General features: G+C 70.5%; 18 protein-coding genes, 1 tRNA gene and 2 pseudogenes. 16 read left to right on the forward strand and 5 right to left on the reverse strand.

The features are described 5' to 3' along the window. Window positions 1-101 precede the first annotated feature (101 nt). The 3 genes from OPF83_RS10280 to OPF83_RS10290 are packed head-to-tail and all read left to right on the forward strand — an operon-like array spanning window position 102 to window position 2,001. Window positions 102-1,232 (forward strand): S1C family serine protease, encoded by a 1,131-nt coding sequence (locus OPF83_RS10280; RefSeq protein ID WP_264887361.1) that lies wholly within the window; start codon window positions 102-104, stop codon window positions 1,230-1,232. Next, complete coding sequence (locus OPF83_RS10285; protein WP_264887362.1) at window positions 1,229-1,804, forward strand: molybdenum cofactor biosynthesis protein B; 576 nt, start codon at window positions 1,229-1,231, stop codon at window positions 1,802-1,804. The genes OPF83_RS10280 and OPF83_RS10285 overlap by 4 nt, the downstream gene beginning before the upstream one ends. After that, a complete protein-coding gene (locus OPF83_RS10290) occupies window positions 1,801-2,001 on the forward strand; it encodes a hypothetical protein (RefSeq protein WP_264887363.1) in 201 nt (66 codons plus the stop codon). The genes OPF83_RS10285 and OPF83_RS10290 overlap by 4 nt, the downstream gene beginning before the upstream one ends. A 164-nt stretch (window positions 2,002-2,165) precedes the next feature. Here OPF83_RS10290 and mscL read toward each other — a convergent pair whose 3' ends face one another. Beyond that, a complete protein-coding gene (gene mscL / locus OPF83_RS10295; RefSeq protein ID WP_264887478.1) occupies window positions 2,166-2,579 on the reverse strand; it encodes a large conductance mechanosensitive channel protein MscL in 414 nt (137 codons plus the stop codon). Between the two features lie 120 nt (window positions 2,580-2,699). Then, window positions 2,700-3,278: a hypothetical protein gene (locus OPF83_RS10300; protein WP_264887364.1), complete on the reverse strand. Its 579-nt coding sequence runs from the start codon at window positions 3,276-3,278 to the stop codon at window positions 2,700-2,702. Between the two features lie 108 nt (window positions 3,279-3,386). Between OPF83_RS10300 and OPF83_RS17500 the strand changes: the two genes are divergently transcribed. After that, window positions 3,387-3,686 (forward strand): hypothetical protein, encoded by a 300-nt coding sequence (locus OPF83_RS17500; RefSeq protein WP_375546252.1) that lies wholly within the window; start codon window positions 3,387-3,389, stop codon window positions 3,684-3,686. A 14-nt stretch (window positions 3,687-3,700) separates the two neighbouring features. Here the strand turns inward: OPF83_RS17500 and OPF83_RS17505 are convergent. Both OPF83_RS17505 and OPF83_RS10310 read right to left on the reverse strand, forming a co-directional pair. Next, window positions 3,701-3,841, reverse strand: a pseudogene (locus OPF83_RS17505) (FmdB family zinc ribbon protein); the annotation flags it as partial. Window positions 3,842-3,877: 36 nt separating this feature from the next. Next, window positions 3,878-4,654 carry a 5-formyltetrahydrofolate cyclo-ligase gene (locus tag OPF83_RS10310; protein WP_264887366.1) on the reverse strand — a complete coding sequence of 259 codons (777 nt, stop codon included), beginning with the start codon at window positions 4,652-4,654 and terminating at the stop codon, window positions 3,878-3,880. On the opposite strand from OPF83_RS10310, the gene OPF83_RS10315 reads away from it, so the two are divergent. The 4 genes from OPF83_RS10315 to glpR all read left to right on the forward strand — a co-directional run bounded on the left by OPF83_RS10315 (window position 4,653) and on the right by glpR (window position 9,039). Then, the gene (locus tag OPF83_RS10315) at window positions 4,653-5,552 is read left to right on the forward strand and encodes a UTP--glucose-1-phosphate uridylyltransferase (RefSeq protein ID WP_264887368.1); all 900 of its coding nucleotides are present in this window, start codon (window positions 4,653-4,655) and stop codon (window positions 5,550-5,552) included. The two genes, OPF83_RS10310 and OPF83_RS10315, sit on opposite strands and share 2 nt — an antisense overlap. 181 nt (window positions 5,553-5,733) lie before the next feature. Next, a complete protein-coding gene (gene glp, locus OPF83_RS10320) occupies window positions 5,734-6,987 on the forward strand; it encodes a gephyrin-like molybdotransferase Glp (protein ID WP_264887370.1) in 1,254 nt (417 codons plus the stop codon). A 21-nt stretch (window positions 6,988-7,008) separates the two neighbouring features. After that, entirely contained in the window at window positions 7,009-7,668 is a 660-nt protein-coding gene (locus OPF83_RS10325) for a GNAT family N-acetyltransferase (protein WP_264887372.1), read from the forward strand. 120 nt (window positions 7,669-7,788) lie between these two features. Beyond that, the gene (gene glpR / locus OPF83_RS10330) at window positions 7,789-9,039 is read left to right on the forward strand and encodes a gephyrin-like molybdotransferase receptor GlpR (RefSeq protein ID WP_264887373.1); all 1,251 of its coding nucleotides are present in this window, start codon (window positions 7,789-7,791) and stop codon (window positions 9,037-9,039) included. A gap of 153 nt (window positions 9,040-9,192) precedes the next feature. On the opposite strand, the gene OPF83_RS10335 is transcribed toward glpR, so the two are convergent. Further along, on the reverse strand, window positions 9,193-10,842 hold the full coding sequence (locus tag OPF83_RS10335; RefSeq protein WP_264887374.1) for a bifunctional NAD(P)/FAD-dependent oxidoreductase/class I SAM-dependent methyltransferase: 1,650 nt from the start codon (window positions 10,840-10,842) through the stop codon (window positions 9,193-9,195). 71 nt (window positions 10,843-10,913) lie between these two features. On the opposite strand from OPF83_RS10335, the gene OPF83_RS10340 reads away from it, so the two are divergent. From OPF83_RS10340 to OPF83_RS10375, 8 genes and pseudogenes are all read left to right on the forward strand, one after another. Beyond that, the gene (locus OPF83_RS10340; protein WP_264887479.1) at window positions 10,914-11,471 is read left to right on the forward strand and encodes a helix-turn-helix domain-containing protein; all 558 of its coding nucleotides are present in this window, start codon (window positions 10,914-10,916) and stop codon (window positions 11,469-11,471) included. A 158-nt stretch (window positions 11,472-11,629) separates the two neighbouring features. After that, a tRNA-Ala gene (locus tag OPF83_RS10345) sits at window positions 11,630-11,702 on the forward strand. A gap of 395 nt (window positions 11,703-12,097) precedes the next feature. Continuing rightward, window positions 12,098-12,466: a multidrug efflux SMR transporter gene (locus OPF83_RS10350; RefSeq protein WP_264887480.1), complete on the forward strand. Its 369-nt coding sequence runs from the start codon at window positions 12,098-12,100 to the stop codon at window positions 12,464-12,466. Further along, entirely contained in the window at window positions 12,466-12,783 is a 318-nt protein-coding gene (locus OPF83_RS10355; RefSeq protein ID WP_264887481.1) for a multidrug efflux SMR transporter, read from the forward strand. The genes OPF83_RS10350 and OPF83_RS10355 overlap by 1 nt, the downstream gene beginning before the upstream one ends. Before the next feature lie 146 nt (window positions 12,784-12,929). Continuing rightward, window positions 12,930-13,611, forward strand: a pseudogene (locus OPF83_RS10360) (hypothetical protein). A gap of 134 nt (window positions 13,612-13,745) precedes the next feature. After that, window positions 13,746-14,657: a dihydrodipicolinate synthase family protein gene (locus tag OPF83_RS10365; RefSeq protein WP_264887376.1), complete on the forward strand. Its 912-nt coding sequence runs from the start codon at window positions 13,746-13,748 to the stop codon at window positions 14,655-14,657. A gap of 115 nt (window positions 14,658-14,772) precedes the next feature. Continuing rightward, a complete protein-coding gene (locus OPF83_RS10370; RefSeq protein ID WP_264887377.1) occupies window positions 14,773-15,636 on the forward strand; it encodes an SDR family oxidoreductase in 864 nt (287 codons plus the stop codon). 5 nt (window positions 15,637-15,641) lie between these two features. After that, on the forward strand, window positions 15,642-16,040 hold the full coding sequence (locus OPF83_RS10375) for a DoxX family protein (protein ID WP_264887379.1): 399 nt from the start codon (window positions 15,642-15,644) through the stop codon (window positions 16,038-16,040). Window positions 16,041-16,102 lie beyond the last annotated feature (62 nt).

A 16,102-nucleotide genomic window follows, 5' to 3' on the forward strand; every position in this document is an offset into this window, starting at 1 on the left:
AGTACCCCGGACCCCAGCAGGGCGGACCCCACGGGCCGGGCAGCCAACCGACCACGGCGTTCCCGCCGACGGGTCCACAGCCGACCACGACCTTCCCTCCGATGGGTGCGGTTCCTCACCAGGTCGCCCCGTCGGAGCAGCAGAACACGGGGAAGGGGAAGTCCGGTCGAGGTCTTCTCGCCGCCGGGATCGTCGCGGCGATGTTGCTCTCCGGTGGGCTCGGCGGCTGGGTCGGTGCGAGTGTGGCCGGCGGGTCCGGCGGTGTCGGCTCCGGTGGACTCGGTGCACCGATCAGTGTCGACCAACCGGAGGGCCAGGCGCCGGACGGAACGTTCCAGGCGGTGGCGGACAAGGTCCTGCCGAGCGTGGTCTCGATCGATGTCCGCGCACAGCAGGGTCGCGGTGAGGGCTCCGGCGTGATCCTCACCCAGGACGGCCTCATCATCACCAACAACCACGTGGTCGGGATGGCCGCGGCCGGTGGCCAGATCCAGGTCCGGTTCGACGACGGCACCACGGCGCCCGCCACGATCGTCGGCACCGACCCGACAACCGATATCGCCGTCATCAAGGCGGAGTCGTCCACGCCCCGTACGCCGATCGCGCTCGGGACCAGTGCGAACCTGGACGAGGGCCAGGCGGTCGCTGCGGTCGGCTCCCCCCTGGGGCTGTCCGGAACCATCACCACAGGCATCGTGTCGGCGTTGAACCGGCCGGTGCGCGCGGGTGGTGAGCAGTCCGACCAGAGCACGGTCATCGACGCGATCCAGACAGATGCGGCGGTGAACCCGGGCAACTCGGGTGGCGCGCTCGTCAACATGAACGGCGAGCTCGTCGGAATCAACTCCGCGATCGCCTCGCTGGGCTCGGGCAGTTCCGGATCCATCGGACTGGGCTTCGCTATCCCTGTCGACCAGGCGCGTCGGATTGCTGACCAGTTGATCAAGCAGGGGTACGCCACCCGAGCGGTGATCGGCGTGTCCGTCACCGACAGTCCCGACGGCAACGGGGCCCTCGTCCACTCCGTCGAGCCCGGTAGCCCGGCGGAGCGCGCCGGCATCAAGGACGGAGCGGTCATCACCAAGGTCGGTGACCGTCTGATCGAGGGCGGTGACTCGCTTGTCGCCGCGATCCGCTCGCTTGCCCCGGGGGACACGATCTCCGTGACCTATGCTGCACAGGAGAGCGAGCAGCCGAGCACCGTCGACGTAGTACTGGGAGAGGCGAGATGACCACGAGATTTGATCCGACGACGTTGCCCGGAGGCCGCACGCTGCCCAGTACGGTCGAATTCGATCCGGACAGCACCGATCTGGTCGAGCCGCATGTCGTCGGCCGCGCGATGGTCGTGGTGGTGACCGACCGTCTCGGTGAGCACGAGGACTCGATCGGGCCACTGGTCACCGAGCTGCTCGAGGAAGAGGGCTTCTTCGTGGGAGGCGTCGTGGGCGTGGCCTCCGAGGAGGCCGAGGTCCGTAAGGCCCTCGAGACCGCGGTGGTCGGCGGGTTCGACTTCGTGGTGACCGTCGGTGGAACCGGTGTCGGCCCTCGTGACATCACCCCGGAGGTGACCGAGGAGATCCTGGACCAGCGACTCCCCGGCATCGCCGAGGCCATCCGGTCCTCCGGGCTGACCGCGGGAGCCGTGGACTCGATCGTGTCCCGGGGGCTCGTGGGGGTATCCGGCAGCACGGTCGTGGCCAACCTCGCACCGAGCCGCGCCGCGATCCGCGACGGCATGGCCACGCTGTGCCCGCTCGTGTCGTACGTCGTCGGCCAACTGTCGGACCTCGACGAGCTGTGACGGGGACCGACGACCCGGGGACCGCCGACCCGGTTTCCGACGATCAGTCGGCCGCCGAGCGAGCGGCCGTGAAGGCTCGGGTGGACGCCGTGTTCGGTCAGACGCTCCCCGAGACCACGTCGGACGAGGCCAGGGGACGCGATAGCCGGATCGACGACGACTGGTGGCGGGAGCAGCGGCCTCCGCACCACGGCTGACCGCCAGGTGCAGACGTCGTCAGGTGCATTCGTGGTCAGACACAGAACAGGACCCCGTCTTCTCCAGAGGGAGGAGGCGGGGTCCTGTGCGTGGTGGGCCGGTCCGTGCGACCGGCCACCGGGTGCGAGCCCGGGCGACATCGGGCCCGCGGACCCGTCGGCTATCAGGCCTGCGGGTCGGAGGGGTGGGTGAGCGGACGACCGGCGAGCAGGTCGCGGATCTCGACCAGCAGCTCGTTGTCGGTGGCCGGGGCCTCGATGCCCTTGCGCTTGGCGGCGGCCTCCTTCATCGTGTTCATCGGCGCCACCAGGACGAAGTAGATGATCGCCGCGATCAGCAGGAAGTTGATGGCGGCCGTGATGAGCAGCCCGAAGTCCATGACGGTCTCGGGGTTGTCCGGCAGCAGCTGAACGGCGAAGCCGATCTCCTTGTTGCCGCCGAGTAGTGCGATGAGCGGGTTGATGATCGCGGTGGTGAACGCGTCGACGATGGAGGCGAACGCCGAGCCGATAACGACGGCGACGGCGAGGTCGATCACGTTGCCCTGCATGATGAAGTCCTTGAAGCCCTTGAGCATCGAGTCCCCCTTCTCTTTATGGCCCGGCCCACTTGACATGGGTCCGTGCGTTCTCTATTTGAACCGGACGGACGATACCAGCACGGGAGTCAGATAAGCACGGATATCACCATGGCCCGGTCAGCCGTGGACAACCACCGCGAGCGGGCTCGTGGCGGCGGTCGCCGCCAGGTGAGGGGCGATCGATTCTCCGACCTCCACGAGGATCGAGCGCCCACCGGACCGACCTGTCGGGACAGCTCTCACGAGCGCCGCCCGGGCCACGATGACCGGTCCCGTGGGGGCCGTCGACGCCTCGGGTGGCAGGTCGGGATCGGGCGTCGTGTCGGCGAGAGTGAGCAGGTCAACCATGTCGCCGGCCTCGAGCGCATCGGCGACGGCCGGATCAGCCAGGGGCACCGGGACCACGCGGATCTCCTCGGCCCCGACTCCTCCCGGCGCCGCGGAGTCCGGTGCGGCGCCGCCGGCAGCGGCGGCCAGGGAGCCGGGTGCCGCGGACGCGGGTGGCGTGCCTGAGCCAATGTGAGAGTCGAGTCGAGCGGCGCTGGTTATTGACTGGTCAGCGATGTGGGAATTCTCACTGCCGGAGTGCCCGGCGAACGGCGCGGCGACGATCAGCGCGGTGGCTGCCGCGATCCGTGCGATGCGCCGACGCCGCCATCGTCCCGAGGTGGTCGGGCTGGCGATCGTCCGGCGCATGTGGGCCCCTCCGTCGTGTCGGTGCACCCGGGATCCGGGTGGTGCGACACGACGCTAGCGGCCACCCGCCGCGCCGAACGGCCGACGGCAGCCGGAGGGAGGGGGCCTGTGGACGGTGCCGAGCGCCTGTGGAATGACGACGACGCCGACGCCGCCGTCGACACCGGCTACGAGGAGGAGCCGCCGGAAGACGAGGCACTCGAGGACGAGGCGCTCGACGATGAGCTGCTCGAGGAGGAACCACTCGACGACGAACCGCCCGAGCCGCCGGACGAACCGGAGGTGGACCCGCTGCTCGACGAGCTACCGCTGGAGGAGGTGCTGCTCGACGAGCCCGAGCCCCCGTTGCCGCCTGAGCCACCCGAGCTGCCGGAACTCCCCGAGCCGGAGCGGCTGTCCGTGCGGTAGAAGCCGGAGCCCTTGAACACGACGCCCACGGTGTTGAACAGCTTGCGCAGCGAGCCTTCGCACTGCGGGCAGACCGTCAGTGTGTCCTCGTCGAACGACTGCTGGATGTCGAACGCGACGTCACAGTCACGGCACCGGTACGAGTAGGTGGGCATGGGGCCTCCCGGAGAGAAGGGACAACGATTGGCACTCTACTCGGATGAGTGCCAGGTTCCGAAGTCGAGAACCCCCTCCTCGGTGATCACCCCGTCCACGGCACGGTCGTGCTCCTCGACGGGCACGCGGTCCAGGACGTTCTCCGCATCCATCAGCGCGATCAATCGTGTGCGCGGTCCCGCGTAGGCGAGCGACCGGTCGTAGTAACCGCCACCGCGTCCCAGTCGCTGTCCGGCTCGGTCCACGGCGACCGCGGGAACCAGGACGAGATCGGCGTCGGCGATGAGCTCCGGACCTCCTGGTTCCGCCGAGGGGACGGGAATGCCGAACCTGCCCGGGATCAGGTCCGCCGGCCCGGTGTACTCCGCCCATCCGAGCGGCCCCACCGAGGGGGAGACAGGCAGGAGGACACGGGCCCCGACTCGGGAGAGTGCGTCGAGAAGTCCCGGTCCGCCGGCCTCGTCGTCGTCGGGGACATAGGCGCACACCACCAACCCGGCGGTGACGATCCCCGCCAGGTGGCCGAGGATCGCGCGGTCCCGATCCGCACGCACCGACGCCGGTACGGCCGCGCGGCGGGCCAGCACCACCCGCCGGAGATCTGACTTGTCCACGGCGACAGTCTGCCGCGTCCGGACGGGCGGGGCGAGCGCGGCATGAGTGGCGAGAGCGACCGGCGGGGCGGGCGCGACCTGCAGGACGAGCGTGGCCGGCAGGGCTGGTCGAGCGGACTCGGCGGGAGCACCGCGGGCGACGAACACGGCGAGGCACGCCATGGACGACGGTGGCATGCCGTCTACAGTGGGGCGCATGACGTCCACCTCCTCGTCCGATGCGCAGTTCCGGACCGCTGTCGTGCCCGCCGCCGGCCTCGGCACCCGGTTCCTGCCCGCCACCAAGACGGTCCCCAAGGAGCTGCTCCCGGTCGTGGACACTCCGGGTATCGAGCTCATCGCCGAAGAGGCGACCGAGGCCGGAGCCGGGCGCCTGGCGATCATCACCTCCGAACGCAAGGTCGGCGTGATGGCGCACTTCGCCGACGATCCGGTGCTCGAGGGCACCCTGGAGGATCGTGGCAAGGACGTGCTGCTGCACAAGGTGCGGCGCGCGCCCGGCCTCATCGAGGTCGTGGACGTGCGCCAGGACGAGCCCCTGGGGCTCGGCCACGCCGTCGCACAGGTCGAGTCCGTGTTGGGCGAAGACGAGCAGGCCGTGGCCGTGCTCCTGCCCGACGACCTGGTGCTCCCCATGGGGATCCTCGGCCAGATGGCGCAGGTCCGGGCAGCCCGCGGCGGTAGCGTCCTCTGCGCGTTCGAGGTGGACCCGGAGAACGTCTCCTCCTACGGCGTGTTCAACGTCGAGGACACCGACGACCCGGCGGTCAAGCGCGTGCTCGGCATGGTCGAGAAGCCCGCGGCCGAGGACGCGCCGTCGAACCTCGCCGCCGCCGGACGCTATGTCCTGGACCGCGCGATCTTCGACGCCCTGCGCCGCATCACCCCCGGTGCCGGTGGGGAACTGCAGCTCACCGACGCGATCGACCTGCTCATCTCCGAGGGGCACCCCGTGCACGTCGTGGTGCACGACGGGGACCGGCACGATCTCGGCAACCCCGGCGGCTACATCAAGGCCTGCGTCGACTTCGCGCTGGGCGAATCGGCATACGCCGACGACCTGCGAGAGTGGCTCACCAACCGGCTCGGGTCCTGACACCGGGACGCGGCGGCCGAACGCCGTCGCGGGGCGAACCCGACCGCACCCGGCGCTGCCGCCGCGGCACCGGACCGCTCGGCCGCTAGTCTCTCCACTACAGACCCGAGGTCCCTCGCGCGCCTGCACTTGTGGGCGCCGATGAGGCCCGGGCGGCAACTGGTACGGGAAGGGGGCCCTGGTGCGCTCCGTCGAGGAACAACTGGCGCTGGTGACGGCAGCGGCCGTCGCGCCGCGCCCCGTTCGCGTGTCGATCTCCGAGGCGCAGGGACTCCTCTGCGCGGAGGAGGTCGTGGCCGAGCGCCCGCTCCCGTCCTTCGACCAGGCGGCCATCGACGGCTACGCCGTGCGCAGTGTCGACATCCGCGTCGGCGACGGGCGTGGCAGCGACGACCAGGAGGGGCCGACGACGCTGCCCGTGGTCGGACAGATCACCGCCGGCTCGCGACAGCCCACCCGACTCCAACCCGGCCAGGTCGTCCGGGTGGACACCGGAGCGCCGCTGCCCACTCTCGCCGACGCCGTCCTGCCCGTGGGCTGGGCCGACCAGTCGGGCCGGAACATCACCCCGACACGCGGCGTCCGGACCGGCGACTACGTCCGCCGCATCGGCGACGACGTGCAGCCCGGTGACGTGGCCGTGCGTGCGGGCGCGATCATCGGCCCCGCCCAGGTCGGGCTGCTCGCCTCGGTCGGGCGCGCGAAGGTGCTCGTGCACCCCAAGCCCCGCATGTCCGTCATCTCGGTGGGCGACGAACTGCTCGACGTGGACGCCTCGCCGGGGACCGGGCAGGTCTACGACGTGAACTCGTACGCCCTCACGGCCGCTGGCCGCGACGCCGGCGCCGACGTACACCGGGTCGGTATCACCAGCACCGAGCCCGCCCACCTGCGGGAGGTCCTCGAGGGCCAACTCGTGCGCTCCGAGATCGTGGTGGTCTCCGGCGCCGCCGGCGGCGAGGCCACGACCCGAATCCGGCAGGTCATGGCCGCACTCGGCGAGATCGAGGTCAACCGTGTCGCCATGCACCCCGGCTCCGTCCAGGGCTTCGGTCGCCTCGGACGCGACGAAGTACCGACCTTTCTGCTCCCGTCGAACCCCGTCAGTGCGCTGGTGGTGTTCGAGATCATGGTGCGTCCCCTGATCCGCATCGCGCTGGGCAAGCGGCAGCCCATGCGGCGCACCGTCCGGGCCAGGACCGTCGCACCGATCTCCTCGGTCGAGGGGCGCCGCGGGTACCTGCGTGGACAGCTCATGCGTGACACGGACACCGGCGAATACCTGGTCCGGGCACTCGGCGGCGCCCAGGGCGCCTCCACCCACCTGTTGGCGTCGCTCGCCGAGGCGAACTGCCTCGTGGTGATCGACCCCGAGATCAGCTCGGTCCGGGCCGGCGACGAGGTGGACGTGATGTTCCTCGCCCAGCGCGGCTGAGACGACCGGACACCGGACGACATGCTCGACGCGCTGTTGGGGGAGGGCGCCGACCACCCGGGCTGGCCGATCGAGGCCGGGCCACTGCGCGTACGAGCCGGGGTGGTCACGCTCCGGCCGGTGCGACGCCGGGACGCGCGGGACTGGTCGGCACTGCGGTTGACGGAGCGCGACTACCTCGAACCGTGGGAGCCGACTGTCGAGGGACGCTGGCACGAGAACAACTCGCCTCGCGCCTGGCCCGCGATCCACGGGCAGCTGCGTCGCTTTGCACGGGCCGGCGCGACGATCCCGGCCGCCATCGAGGTCGACGGCCGCTACGCCGGGCAGATCACGGTCGGCGGCATCGTCCGTGGAGCCCTGCACTCGGGCTGGATTGGCTACTGGGTCGGTCAGCCCTTCACCGGTGGCGGAGTGGCCACCGCGGCGCTGGCGCTGGGGCTGGATCACGCCCTCGGTGCGGGGGCTCTGCACCGGGTCGACGCCACCGTGCGACCCCAGAACCACGCGAGCCGGGTGGTGCTCGAACGCTGCGGCTTCCGCGAAGAGGGACTGCTCAGGCGCTACCTCCACGTGGACGGTGCCTGGCGGGATCACCTGCTCGTGGCGCGCACCCGCGAGGAGCACGGGCGGGGTGCCGTGGCGGCTCTCGTCGGTGCGGGTCTGGCCACCCGCGTCTGAGTAACTCCTGAGCATCGTGACCGGCGGCGCGCCGCCGCGAACTGCGAGGTCTGCGCCGTTACGGTTGGTTTCTCACCACGACGTCCCGAGTCGGGGTAGACGCTCGAGGAGGCCTGATCGATGTCGAGCTCGCTGCTGATCATCCTACTGGTGGTGGTCTGGCTCTTCGTCCTCGCGCCGATGCTCATCCGGTCGCGCAATCCGATCCGCCGCACCGGTGACGCGTTGGCCCAGACGCGAACGCTGTACTCCGGTGGTTCCGGCCGCCTCGTGCCCAGCCGTGGGCGCGCGGCCGCGGACCCCGTGCAGGTCGAGCCGGAGGAGTCGCTCTTCGGGCTGCCGTCAGGGGCCGGTGCCACCGACGCCGAACTGCTCGACACCGAGACGTGGGAGCACATGTTCGAGCAGACCTTGCGCCGCGAGGCCGCCAGCCGTCGGGGCGAGGCCGTCCGTCGCGCGATGGAGGAGCGTCGCGCGGCGGCCGCCGACGACGAGGCGTCCTCCGAGGAGATCACGACCGAGATCCCGACCGTGTCCGAGGCCGGCAGCGGGGCCGGTGTCGACGGGGCGTCCCGGAGGGGCCGTGCCGTGCCGGCCGCCGCATCCGCCGGAGACGCCGGCGTGCGGGCCAACCGGAGCATCGATGATGCGGAGTTCGACGAGGCCACCGAGTCGGCCGATGCCGCGGAGTACGCCGAGTCCGTCGAGGCCTCACGACCCGAGGTGGTCGACGGCGAGCTGGTCGAGCGCCCGGCCCACGCACAGTCAGCCGAGGACATCGATCACGCCGAGGACGCGGCCGGGATCGACGCCGAGGCCGTGCACCTGCACCGTGGTCGTCGTCGTCACCACCCCGAGCCCGAGGTCGAGCTCACCGACGCGGATCTGTCGTTCGCCGAGCGGCGGCGTGGGCGCGGGGCCTACGACCCGATGGCGGACCGGCTGGCCGCCGAGCAGCGTGCGCATGCCCGTCAGCGGACCGCGCTGATCCTCGTAGGACTGTCCGTGGTCGCGGTGATCGCCGCACTGCTCACCGTTCCGGCTGTCTGGTGGTTCGCCGGCGGCTCGATCCTGCTGCTGGCCGCTTACATGACTTACCTGCGTCGGCAGGTGCGGCTCGAGGAGAGTCTGCGTCGGCGCCGCGTCGAGCGCATGCGTCGCGCCCGGCTGGGCGTCGAGTCGCGTGAGGACGACGAACTGTCGATCGTACCGCCGCGCCTGCGCCGGCCCGGTGCCGTGGTGCTGGAGATCGACGACGAGGACCCCGCATTCGACGTGCTGGACACGGTCGACCAGTACGAGGGCAGCGATCCCGGCCACCACGACGACCGGGGCTTCCGCCGCGAGCCGCTGCGCAGGGCGGTCGGCTGAGACGCACCCGAGCCGGTGGATCGGGAGATTCGCGCCCGCCACTGTTGACGCGACGACACACGCCGCGACCGGAGATCCGGTCGCGGCGTGAGTCATTTCCGTGGGGGCTGGGCCGGAAGCCTCAAGACTGGAGCTGGCTGGCGCGGGCGCCTCTCAGGTGAGGCGACGGAGGAGAAGAACGCCGTCCTTGATCGTGGCCGTCTGCGTGCCGTCAGGAGACGTTATCTCGCGCGGGCGGATCTCCTGCATGACGACCTCCCACGCCGCGGGGTCGAAGGCGAGCTGCTCGAGCTCTTCGGCGGGGGTGGGCAATGCGTGCACGCCGTGGCCGTTCCCGTGTCCGTGAGAGCGGCCGTGGACGTGCGTGACGAGCAGTAGATGTCCGCCGGGGCGGAGGCGGTCGGCAGCGCGACGAAGGATGTCGATGCGCTGGAGCTCGACCTCGGAGTGGAAGAAGCTGGCCGTCACCAGGTCGAACTGCTTGTCGGTATGCCACGTGGTCAGGTCGTGCGCCACCCACTCGATGCTGCTGGAGACTCCACGCGCGGATGCGGCGTCGGCCCCGCGAGCGGTGGCGGTGGGGGAGATGTCCACTGCGGTGACCTGCCAACCGTGCTCGGCGAGCCAGACCGCGTCGCCGCCCTCACCGCAGCCGAGCTCGAGGACGTCTCCGGCTTCGAGCGTGCGGACCACCGCGGCGGTGGACTCGTTGACGTTGCCCGACCAGCGGATCTCGCCACCGGAGTGCCGGCGCTCCCAGTGGTCGGCGGGGGAGTCGACGGAGGTGGCGTGCTCGGCGGGGGAGTCGGCGGAGGTCGTGTAGTCGGCTGAGGAGTCGCCGGCAGCGGCGCGCTCGGCGGCGTCGAAGTCCTCGGTCACGAGCGCCATGTTGACCATGCCGCCGGCCCTGGCGCCGGCTGCCATGGCCACGGGTACGGTCGCGCTCGGGTCGGACACGTTCCCGGCTGCCCAGATCCGCGGGTGGCTGGTCTGTCCCACGATGTCCGTGGCGAGGAACGACCCCATTGGAGTGCTCGCCCGCTCCAGATCGAAGTGCGCGACGAGATCGTCGTGGGGCTGCGCCTGCGAGGCGACGAAGATCGCGTCGACCTCCACCATCGAGCCGTCGGCAAGCCGGACGCCGCGCAGCTCGCCGTCACGGGAGACGACCTCACGGACTGGAGTGTCGATCAGCGTGACGCCGCGAGAGGCGAGCCGTGACGCGACCGGGGGGTCGATCTCGCCGAGTGCGGCGGTGAAGAACACGAGATCCGCGCTCCACTGGCGCACGAGCTGCGCCTGGTGGAGCGACATCTCGCTCGTCCCCAGAACTGCTAGCCGGCGGCCCCGGACCTCCCACCCGTGGCAGTACGGGCAGTGCAGGACGCTGGTGCCCCAGCGGTCGCGGAGCCCGGGAATCTCGGGAAGGCCATCGGTCATTCCCGTCGCCAGGATCAGGGCCCGCGCGACGGCGGGCGCGGCGTCAGCGAACCGGACGGTTAGGCCGGCCTCGTCGTCGTCGCCCTCCTCCACGCTCGTCACCACACCACGTCGGACGGTGACGTGGTACGCCGACAGTTCGTGGCGGCCGCGGCGGAGGAGTTCGGCGGGGTCCGTGCCGTCGTCGCCCAGGACGCCGTGCATGTGGGCGGCGAACCGGTTGCGGGGCTCGCCTGCGTCCACCACGAGGACGCGGCGGCGGGCGCGGCCGAGCATCAGGGCTGCGGACAGTCCGGCGGCGCCACCGCCGATGACGATCGCATCCCAGCGGTCTGTCAGTGGGGTGGTGGGGTTTTCTCTCATGGATGTAGTGTGTCCGCGACCGTGCTTATACTGCAAGGCAGTTTGCAGTATTGGCAAGGAGTTGATGTGTGGTGGCCGATGACCTCAAGCAGGTGGGACTGAGGCTCCGGGCGTTTCGGCACAGTCGTGGCTGGACGCTCGACGAGCTGGCTGAGAGGGCGGAGATGTCGGCGAGCACGCTCTCCCGACTGGAATCGGGGAAGCGTCAAGCCAGTCTCGAGCTCCTGCTCCCACTGGTCCGGCAGCTCGGGATCCGACTCGACGATCTGGTGGCGCCCGAGGTCGCCGATCCGCGGGTGCGGCGGCCCGTCATCTATCGCGACGGGATGACGATCGCCCCGCTCGCGCCAGAGGGATCTCCCGTATCCACCTACAAGATCACCTATCCACCGGCCCCGACGACGCCGGAGCCGCGCGTGCACGACGGGTTCGAGTGGATCTACGTCCTGTCCGGCAAGCTCCGATTGGTGCTGGGGGATCAGGAGCTGATCCTCGTGCGCGGGGAGGCCGCCGAGTTCGACACGCGCGTGCCGCACAGCATGTCCGCCGCCGGGGCGAAGCCGGCTCAGGTGATCAGCATCTTCAACGACGACGGCATGCGGATGCACACGCACACGGCGGGCGAGTGACGGGCGGTGGGACGCGAGCGACGGGACATGGGCAAACGGCTCTGGCGGGCGGCATCGGGGCCCCTCCACCCTCCCGGTTTGGTTTGCGGCCCAGGGGTGCTGGTAAGGTAATCCCCGCTGCTCGAGAGGGTGGCAACCGCGACTCGTAAGAGTTGCGGGGGGCTATAGCGCAGTTGGTAGCGCGTCTCGTTCGCATCGAGAAGGTCAGGGGTTCGATTCCCCTTAGCTCCACAATAGAGACAGGTCAGAGGCCGTTCCCGCGGAAAGCGGGGACGGCCTCTGAGCATTCAGCGGGTGCTGGCGTTGCAGGCGGGCTCGAGTCTCGACCCTCAGCTCCCGGGAACCGGATCCGGCCCGGCGCCGTGCTCGGCGACGTAGGCCACGGGCCATGGTGGGGAGGTTGACGAAGATCATCGAGAACTCCTCGAGGTCGGTTCCGGCGCGGTCGCGAGTCGTGCGCGCGGAGTCGACGCGGCCAACGATTCTCCTGCTGCGGGGCGGTGTCAATGGGGTCGAGGCCTGGCGGCATCCGTAGCATCGACGCGGTGTCGACTGATCCGCGTGCCGAGCTGGCAACGTCGAGCTCCACGCCCGCAGCCCCGGGCATCTCCGCATCCGCCCCAGGGATCGCCTCGCCGGCCCGCCGCTGGCTTTTCCTCGCCTGCGCCATCGCGCTGGAGGTCTCCGGATCGCTGTCCCTGAAGGGGGCGCTCGAGACGCCGGTGCTGTACGTCGTCGTCGTCGGCGGATACCTCGGCTCGTTCGTGTTTCTCGCCCGCACCCTCCGGGCCGGTCTGCCACTGGGCGTCGCGTACGGGATCTGGGGCGCGGCTGGCGTGGCGATGACCGCGGTCTTGTCGGCGTGGATCTTCGGCGAGCCGCTGACGGGGCTGATGGCGCTGGGGATCGCCGTGATCATCGCGGGTGTGCTGTGCGTCGAGTTGGGGTCGCAGCGGGCGGCGGATTCGGTGCCGACCCGCGAGGCTCGCTCGTGATCGCGTGGGTGTACCTCGCGTCGGCCATCGCCTGCGAGGTCGCCGCGACCCTCTCGCTGCGCCGGGCCGTGGAGGTGCCGCGCTGGTACGCGCTGGTGGTGCCCGGGTATCTGGCGTCGTTCGTGTTGCTCTCGCTCACGTTGGCGGCGGGGATGGCGCTCGGCGTGGCGTACGGGGTATGGACGGCGACGGGCGTGGCCCTGACGGCGCTGCTGAGCCGCGTGCTGTTCAAGGAGGCGCTGACGCCGTTGATGGTGGCCGGGATCGGGCTGATCGCCGCGGGCGTGTTGCTCGTCGAGATGGGATCCGGCGCCTGAGGTGCGTGGTGGGTGCGGGAGAGGTGACCCTATGCCGCGCAGGTAGGCGGAGGGATTGGGTCCCGACGACGACGACAACGGCGCTTGCAGGTGCAAAACTGCTGGCAGGCACCCCGGCGATTGGTGGAACACGTTATAGTTCCGGCATGTCTCTCGCGCCTGGAACCCCCGCGCCCGACGTCTTCAGTCCCGGCAAGATCGGCAATGTGACGCTGCGTAACCGCATCGTCAAGGCCGCCACCTTCGAAGGCAGATGCCCGAACGGACGCGTGACCGACGAGCTGATCGAGTTCCACGCCGAATACGCGCGCGGTGGGGTGGGTATGACCACCGTCGCCTACCTCGCCACCTCTCCCGAAGGCCGCCGACGCCCTGGTCATGACGGTCGGTAGTTCGCTGCTCAACCCGATCTACCTGTTCAAGGGTGACGCGCCGCTCGCGGAGTTCGCCGCCACGCAGCCTGCGGTCATCAAGATGGGCATGAAGGTCATCGGCCCGAAGATGTTCAAGGAATACCCGTACACCGACGCGTACATGTTCGACGACGCGCGGCAGATCCGCGAGGCGATCGACCTGCCGATGATGCTGCTCGGTGGCATCGTCGACCGCCCGTCGATGGACAAGGCCACGGGCGCCGGATTCGACTTCGTGGCCATGGGCCGCGGCTTGCTCCGCGAGCCCGACCTGCCGCTCAAGTTGCAGGAGGACGAGCGTCGCCGGTCGCTGTGCGTGCACTGCAACCGCTGCATGGCCACCATCTACTCCGGCAGCCGGTGTGTCCTGCGGGAGTACGTGCGGCCGATCCCGGCGCGATCCTCCGCGTCGTAGAGACGCGGCACGATCCTTCGCCTCGTAGTCGCGCGGCGTGATCCCGGACTGACTCCTGGCCTGCCCCCGGAGTCGCTCTCCGCGTGGCGCTGGTGATGTCGACGGCGCTGTGCGGACGAGGCATAGTGGTCGGCGTGTTCAGTGGACTGAGTGCATTCCCCCTGACCCCGTTCACCAGCGGGGGACCCGACAACGGTGGCGAGCCCGACCTCGACGCCTACTCCCGCCTGATCGCCGGGCTGGTCGCCGCCGGAGTCGATTCCGTGGGGGCGCTGGGCTCGACCGGCGGCTACCCGTACCTTCCGCGGCATCATCGACGCGACCTCGCCCGGGTCGCCGTGCGCGCGGCCGGATCCCGCCCGGTGATCGTGGGGGTGGGGGCGCTCACGACGCGGGAGATCCTCGAGCACGTGGCGGACGCCGAGGACGCGGGAGCGGCCGGGATCCTCGTGCCGCCGCTGGGCTACCAGCGACTCCGCCCGGCTGAGGTGGTGTCCCTGTACCGGACGGTCACCGGCGAGACCTACCTGCCTGTGGTGGTGTACGACAACCCGGTCACCACCGGCTACACCTTCACCCGCGAAGTGCTCACCGAGGTGGCCGCGCTGCCCCGAGTGGTCTCGGTCAAGATCCCACCCGTGACGGCCGACCCCGACCGGTCGCACGAACAACTCGCCGACCTCCGCGAGGCGGTGTCGCGCTACGTGTCGTTGGGGATCAGCGGGGACCGGGTGGGCGCGCAGGGGCTGCTCGGTGGGTGCGACACCTGGTACAGCGTGCTCGCGGGCGTGTTCCCGAAGACGTGCAAGGCGATCACCGTCGCCGCCCAAGAGGGGGACCGGGAGCGGGCGTTGGAACTGTCCGCGGAGTTGAACCCGGTGTGGGACCTGTTCGACTCCTACGGCAGCTACCGCGCGGTGTCGGCGATCGCTGCCGAGATCGGACTGGTCCGTCCGGAGGGACTCCATCACCCGGTTCTGCCGCTCAGTGGGGTCGAGCGCGACGAGGTCCGGACCGCCCTCGAGGCCGTCGGGACTCACGACTGAGCTCTGCACCGCGCCTGACCCACGCCGCGAGACGTCCGGTCACGAGGGCCCGCCGACCGCTACGGTGGGACACCAGCGGTCCGATCCGACTTCGCGGGCCGGGACAGGGGAGCAGATGCCGAAGCGACGGATCAAGGACTACCGGGACACACTGTGCGTCGTCACCGGGGCGGCCAGCGGGATCGGACGGTCGACGGCGATCAGGCTCGCCGGCGAGGGCGCCCGGCTCGTGCTGACCGACGTGAAGGACGAGGGCCTGCAGGCGACCGCGCGGGACTGCGAGGTGCAGGGCGCGGCCGTGCTGGTGTCCGAGGCGCTCGACCTCACCGACCACGAGGCGGTCACCGCCTTCGGCGAGAAGGTCATCGCCGAGCACGGTGCCCCCGACGCGATCCTCCACGTGGCCGGGAACTCCGCCTGGGGGCGGCCGGACGTGCTCGAACACCGCGTGTGGCGGTCCATGGTCGAGGTCAACCTCATGGGCACGATCCACGTGATCGAGGCGTTCATCCCCGCCATGATGGTCGCCCGCAAGCCTGCCGCTCTGGTGATGGTGTCCTCCGCCGCCGGGCTCCTCGGGCTGCCCTGGCACGCCGCCTACAGTGCCGCCAAGTTCGGCATCCGCGGGATCGCCGAGGTCCTGCGCTTCGACCTGGCCCCCTATGACATCGGCGTACACCTGGTCTGCCCGGGCGCCGTCGACACCCCGCTCGTGGGCACCATCGAAATCGCCGGAGTGGACCGGTCCGATCCCGAGGTGGCCAAGACCGCCGCGCAGTTCCAGCGGCACGCCGTCACCCCCGATCAGGCCGCCGAGTCAATGCTCGAGGGCGTCCGTAAGGGCCGCTACCTCATCTACACCTCGCCCGACATCCGACTGGCGTTTGCGGCCCAGAAGTTCGCGCCGCCCGCGTACCGCCTGGCGATGAAGCTCATCTCCCGCAAGATCAACAAGGCCGCCGCGGGCCGACTCCCGTGAGGGGGATGGAGACCCTCACCGACGCCGCGATCCTCCTGGCGAGGGTCGGGCTCGGTGTGGTGTTCGTGGCACATGGATGGCAGAAGTTCTTCACGCTCGGCGTGACGCGGGTGGGGGAGCAGTTCGCCACCTACGGCGTCCCCCAGCCGTTCGTCACCGCCGCGATCGTCGCCGGTGTCGAACTGGTGGCCGGGATTGCGCTGGTCGCCGGGATCCTCACCCCTCTCGCCGGCATCCTGCTCGGCGTGGACATGGCCGGGGCGTTCTACTTCGTCCACGCCACCAACGGCCCGTTCGTCACCCAGAACGGCTGGGAACTCGTCGTGGCGCTGGGAGTGGGCGCGTTGCTCGTCGCAGCAGTCGGGGCCGGCCGGTTCAGCGTCGACCGGGCGCTGGGCGGCTGACCGGGCAGGCTCCGACCGGGCGGCGACCGCCTGAGTTGTCCTCCGACCGGGCGGCCACCGAC

The sequence above is a fragment of the Dietzia sp. NCCP-2495 genome, assembly GCF_026011735.1.
GTDB lineage: Bacteria > Actinomycetota > Actinomycetes > Mycobacteriales > Mycobacteriaceae > Dietzia.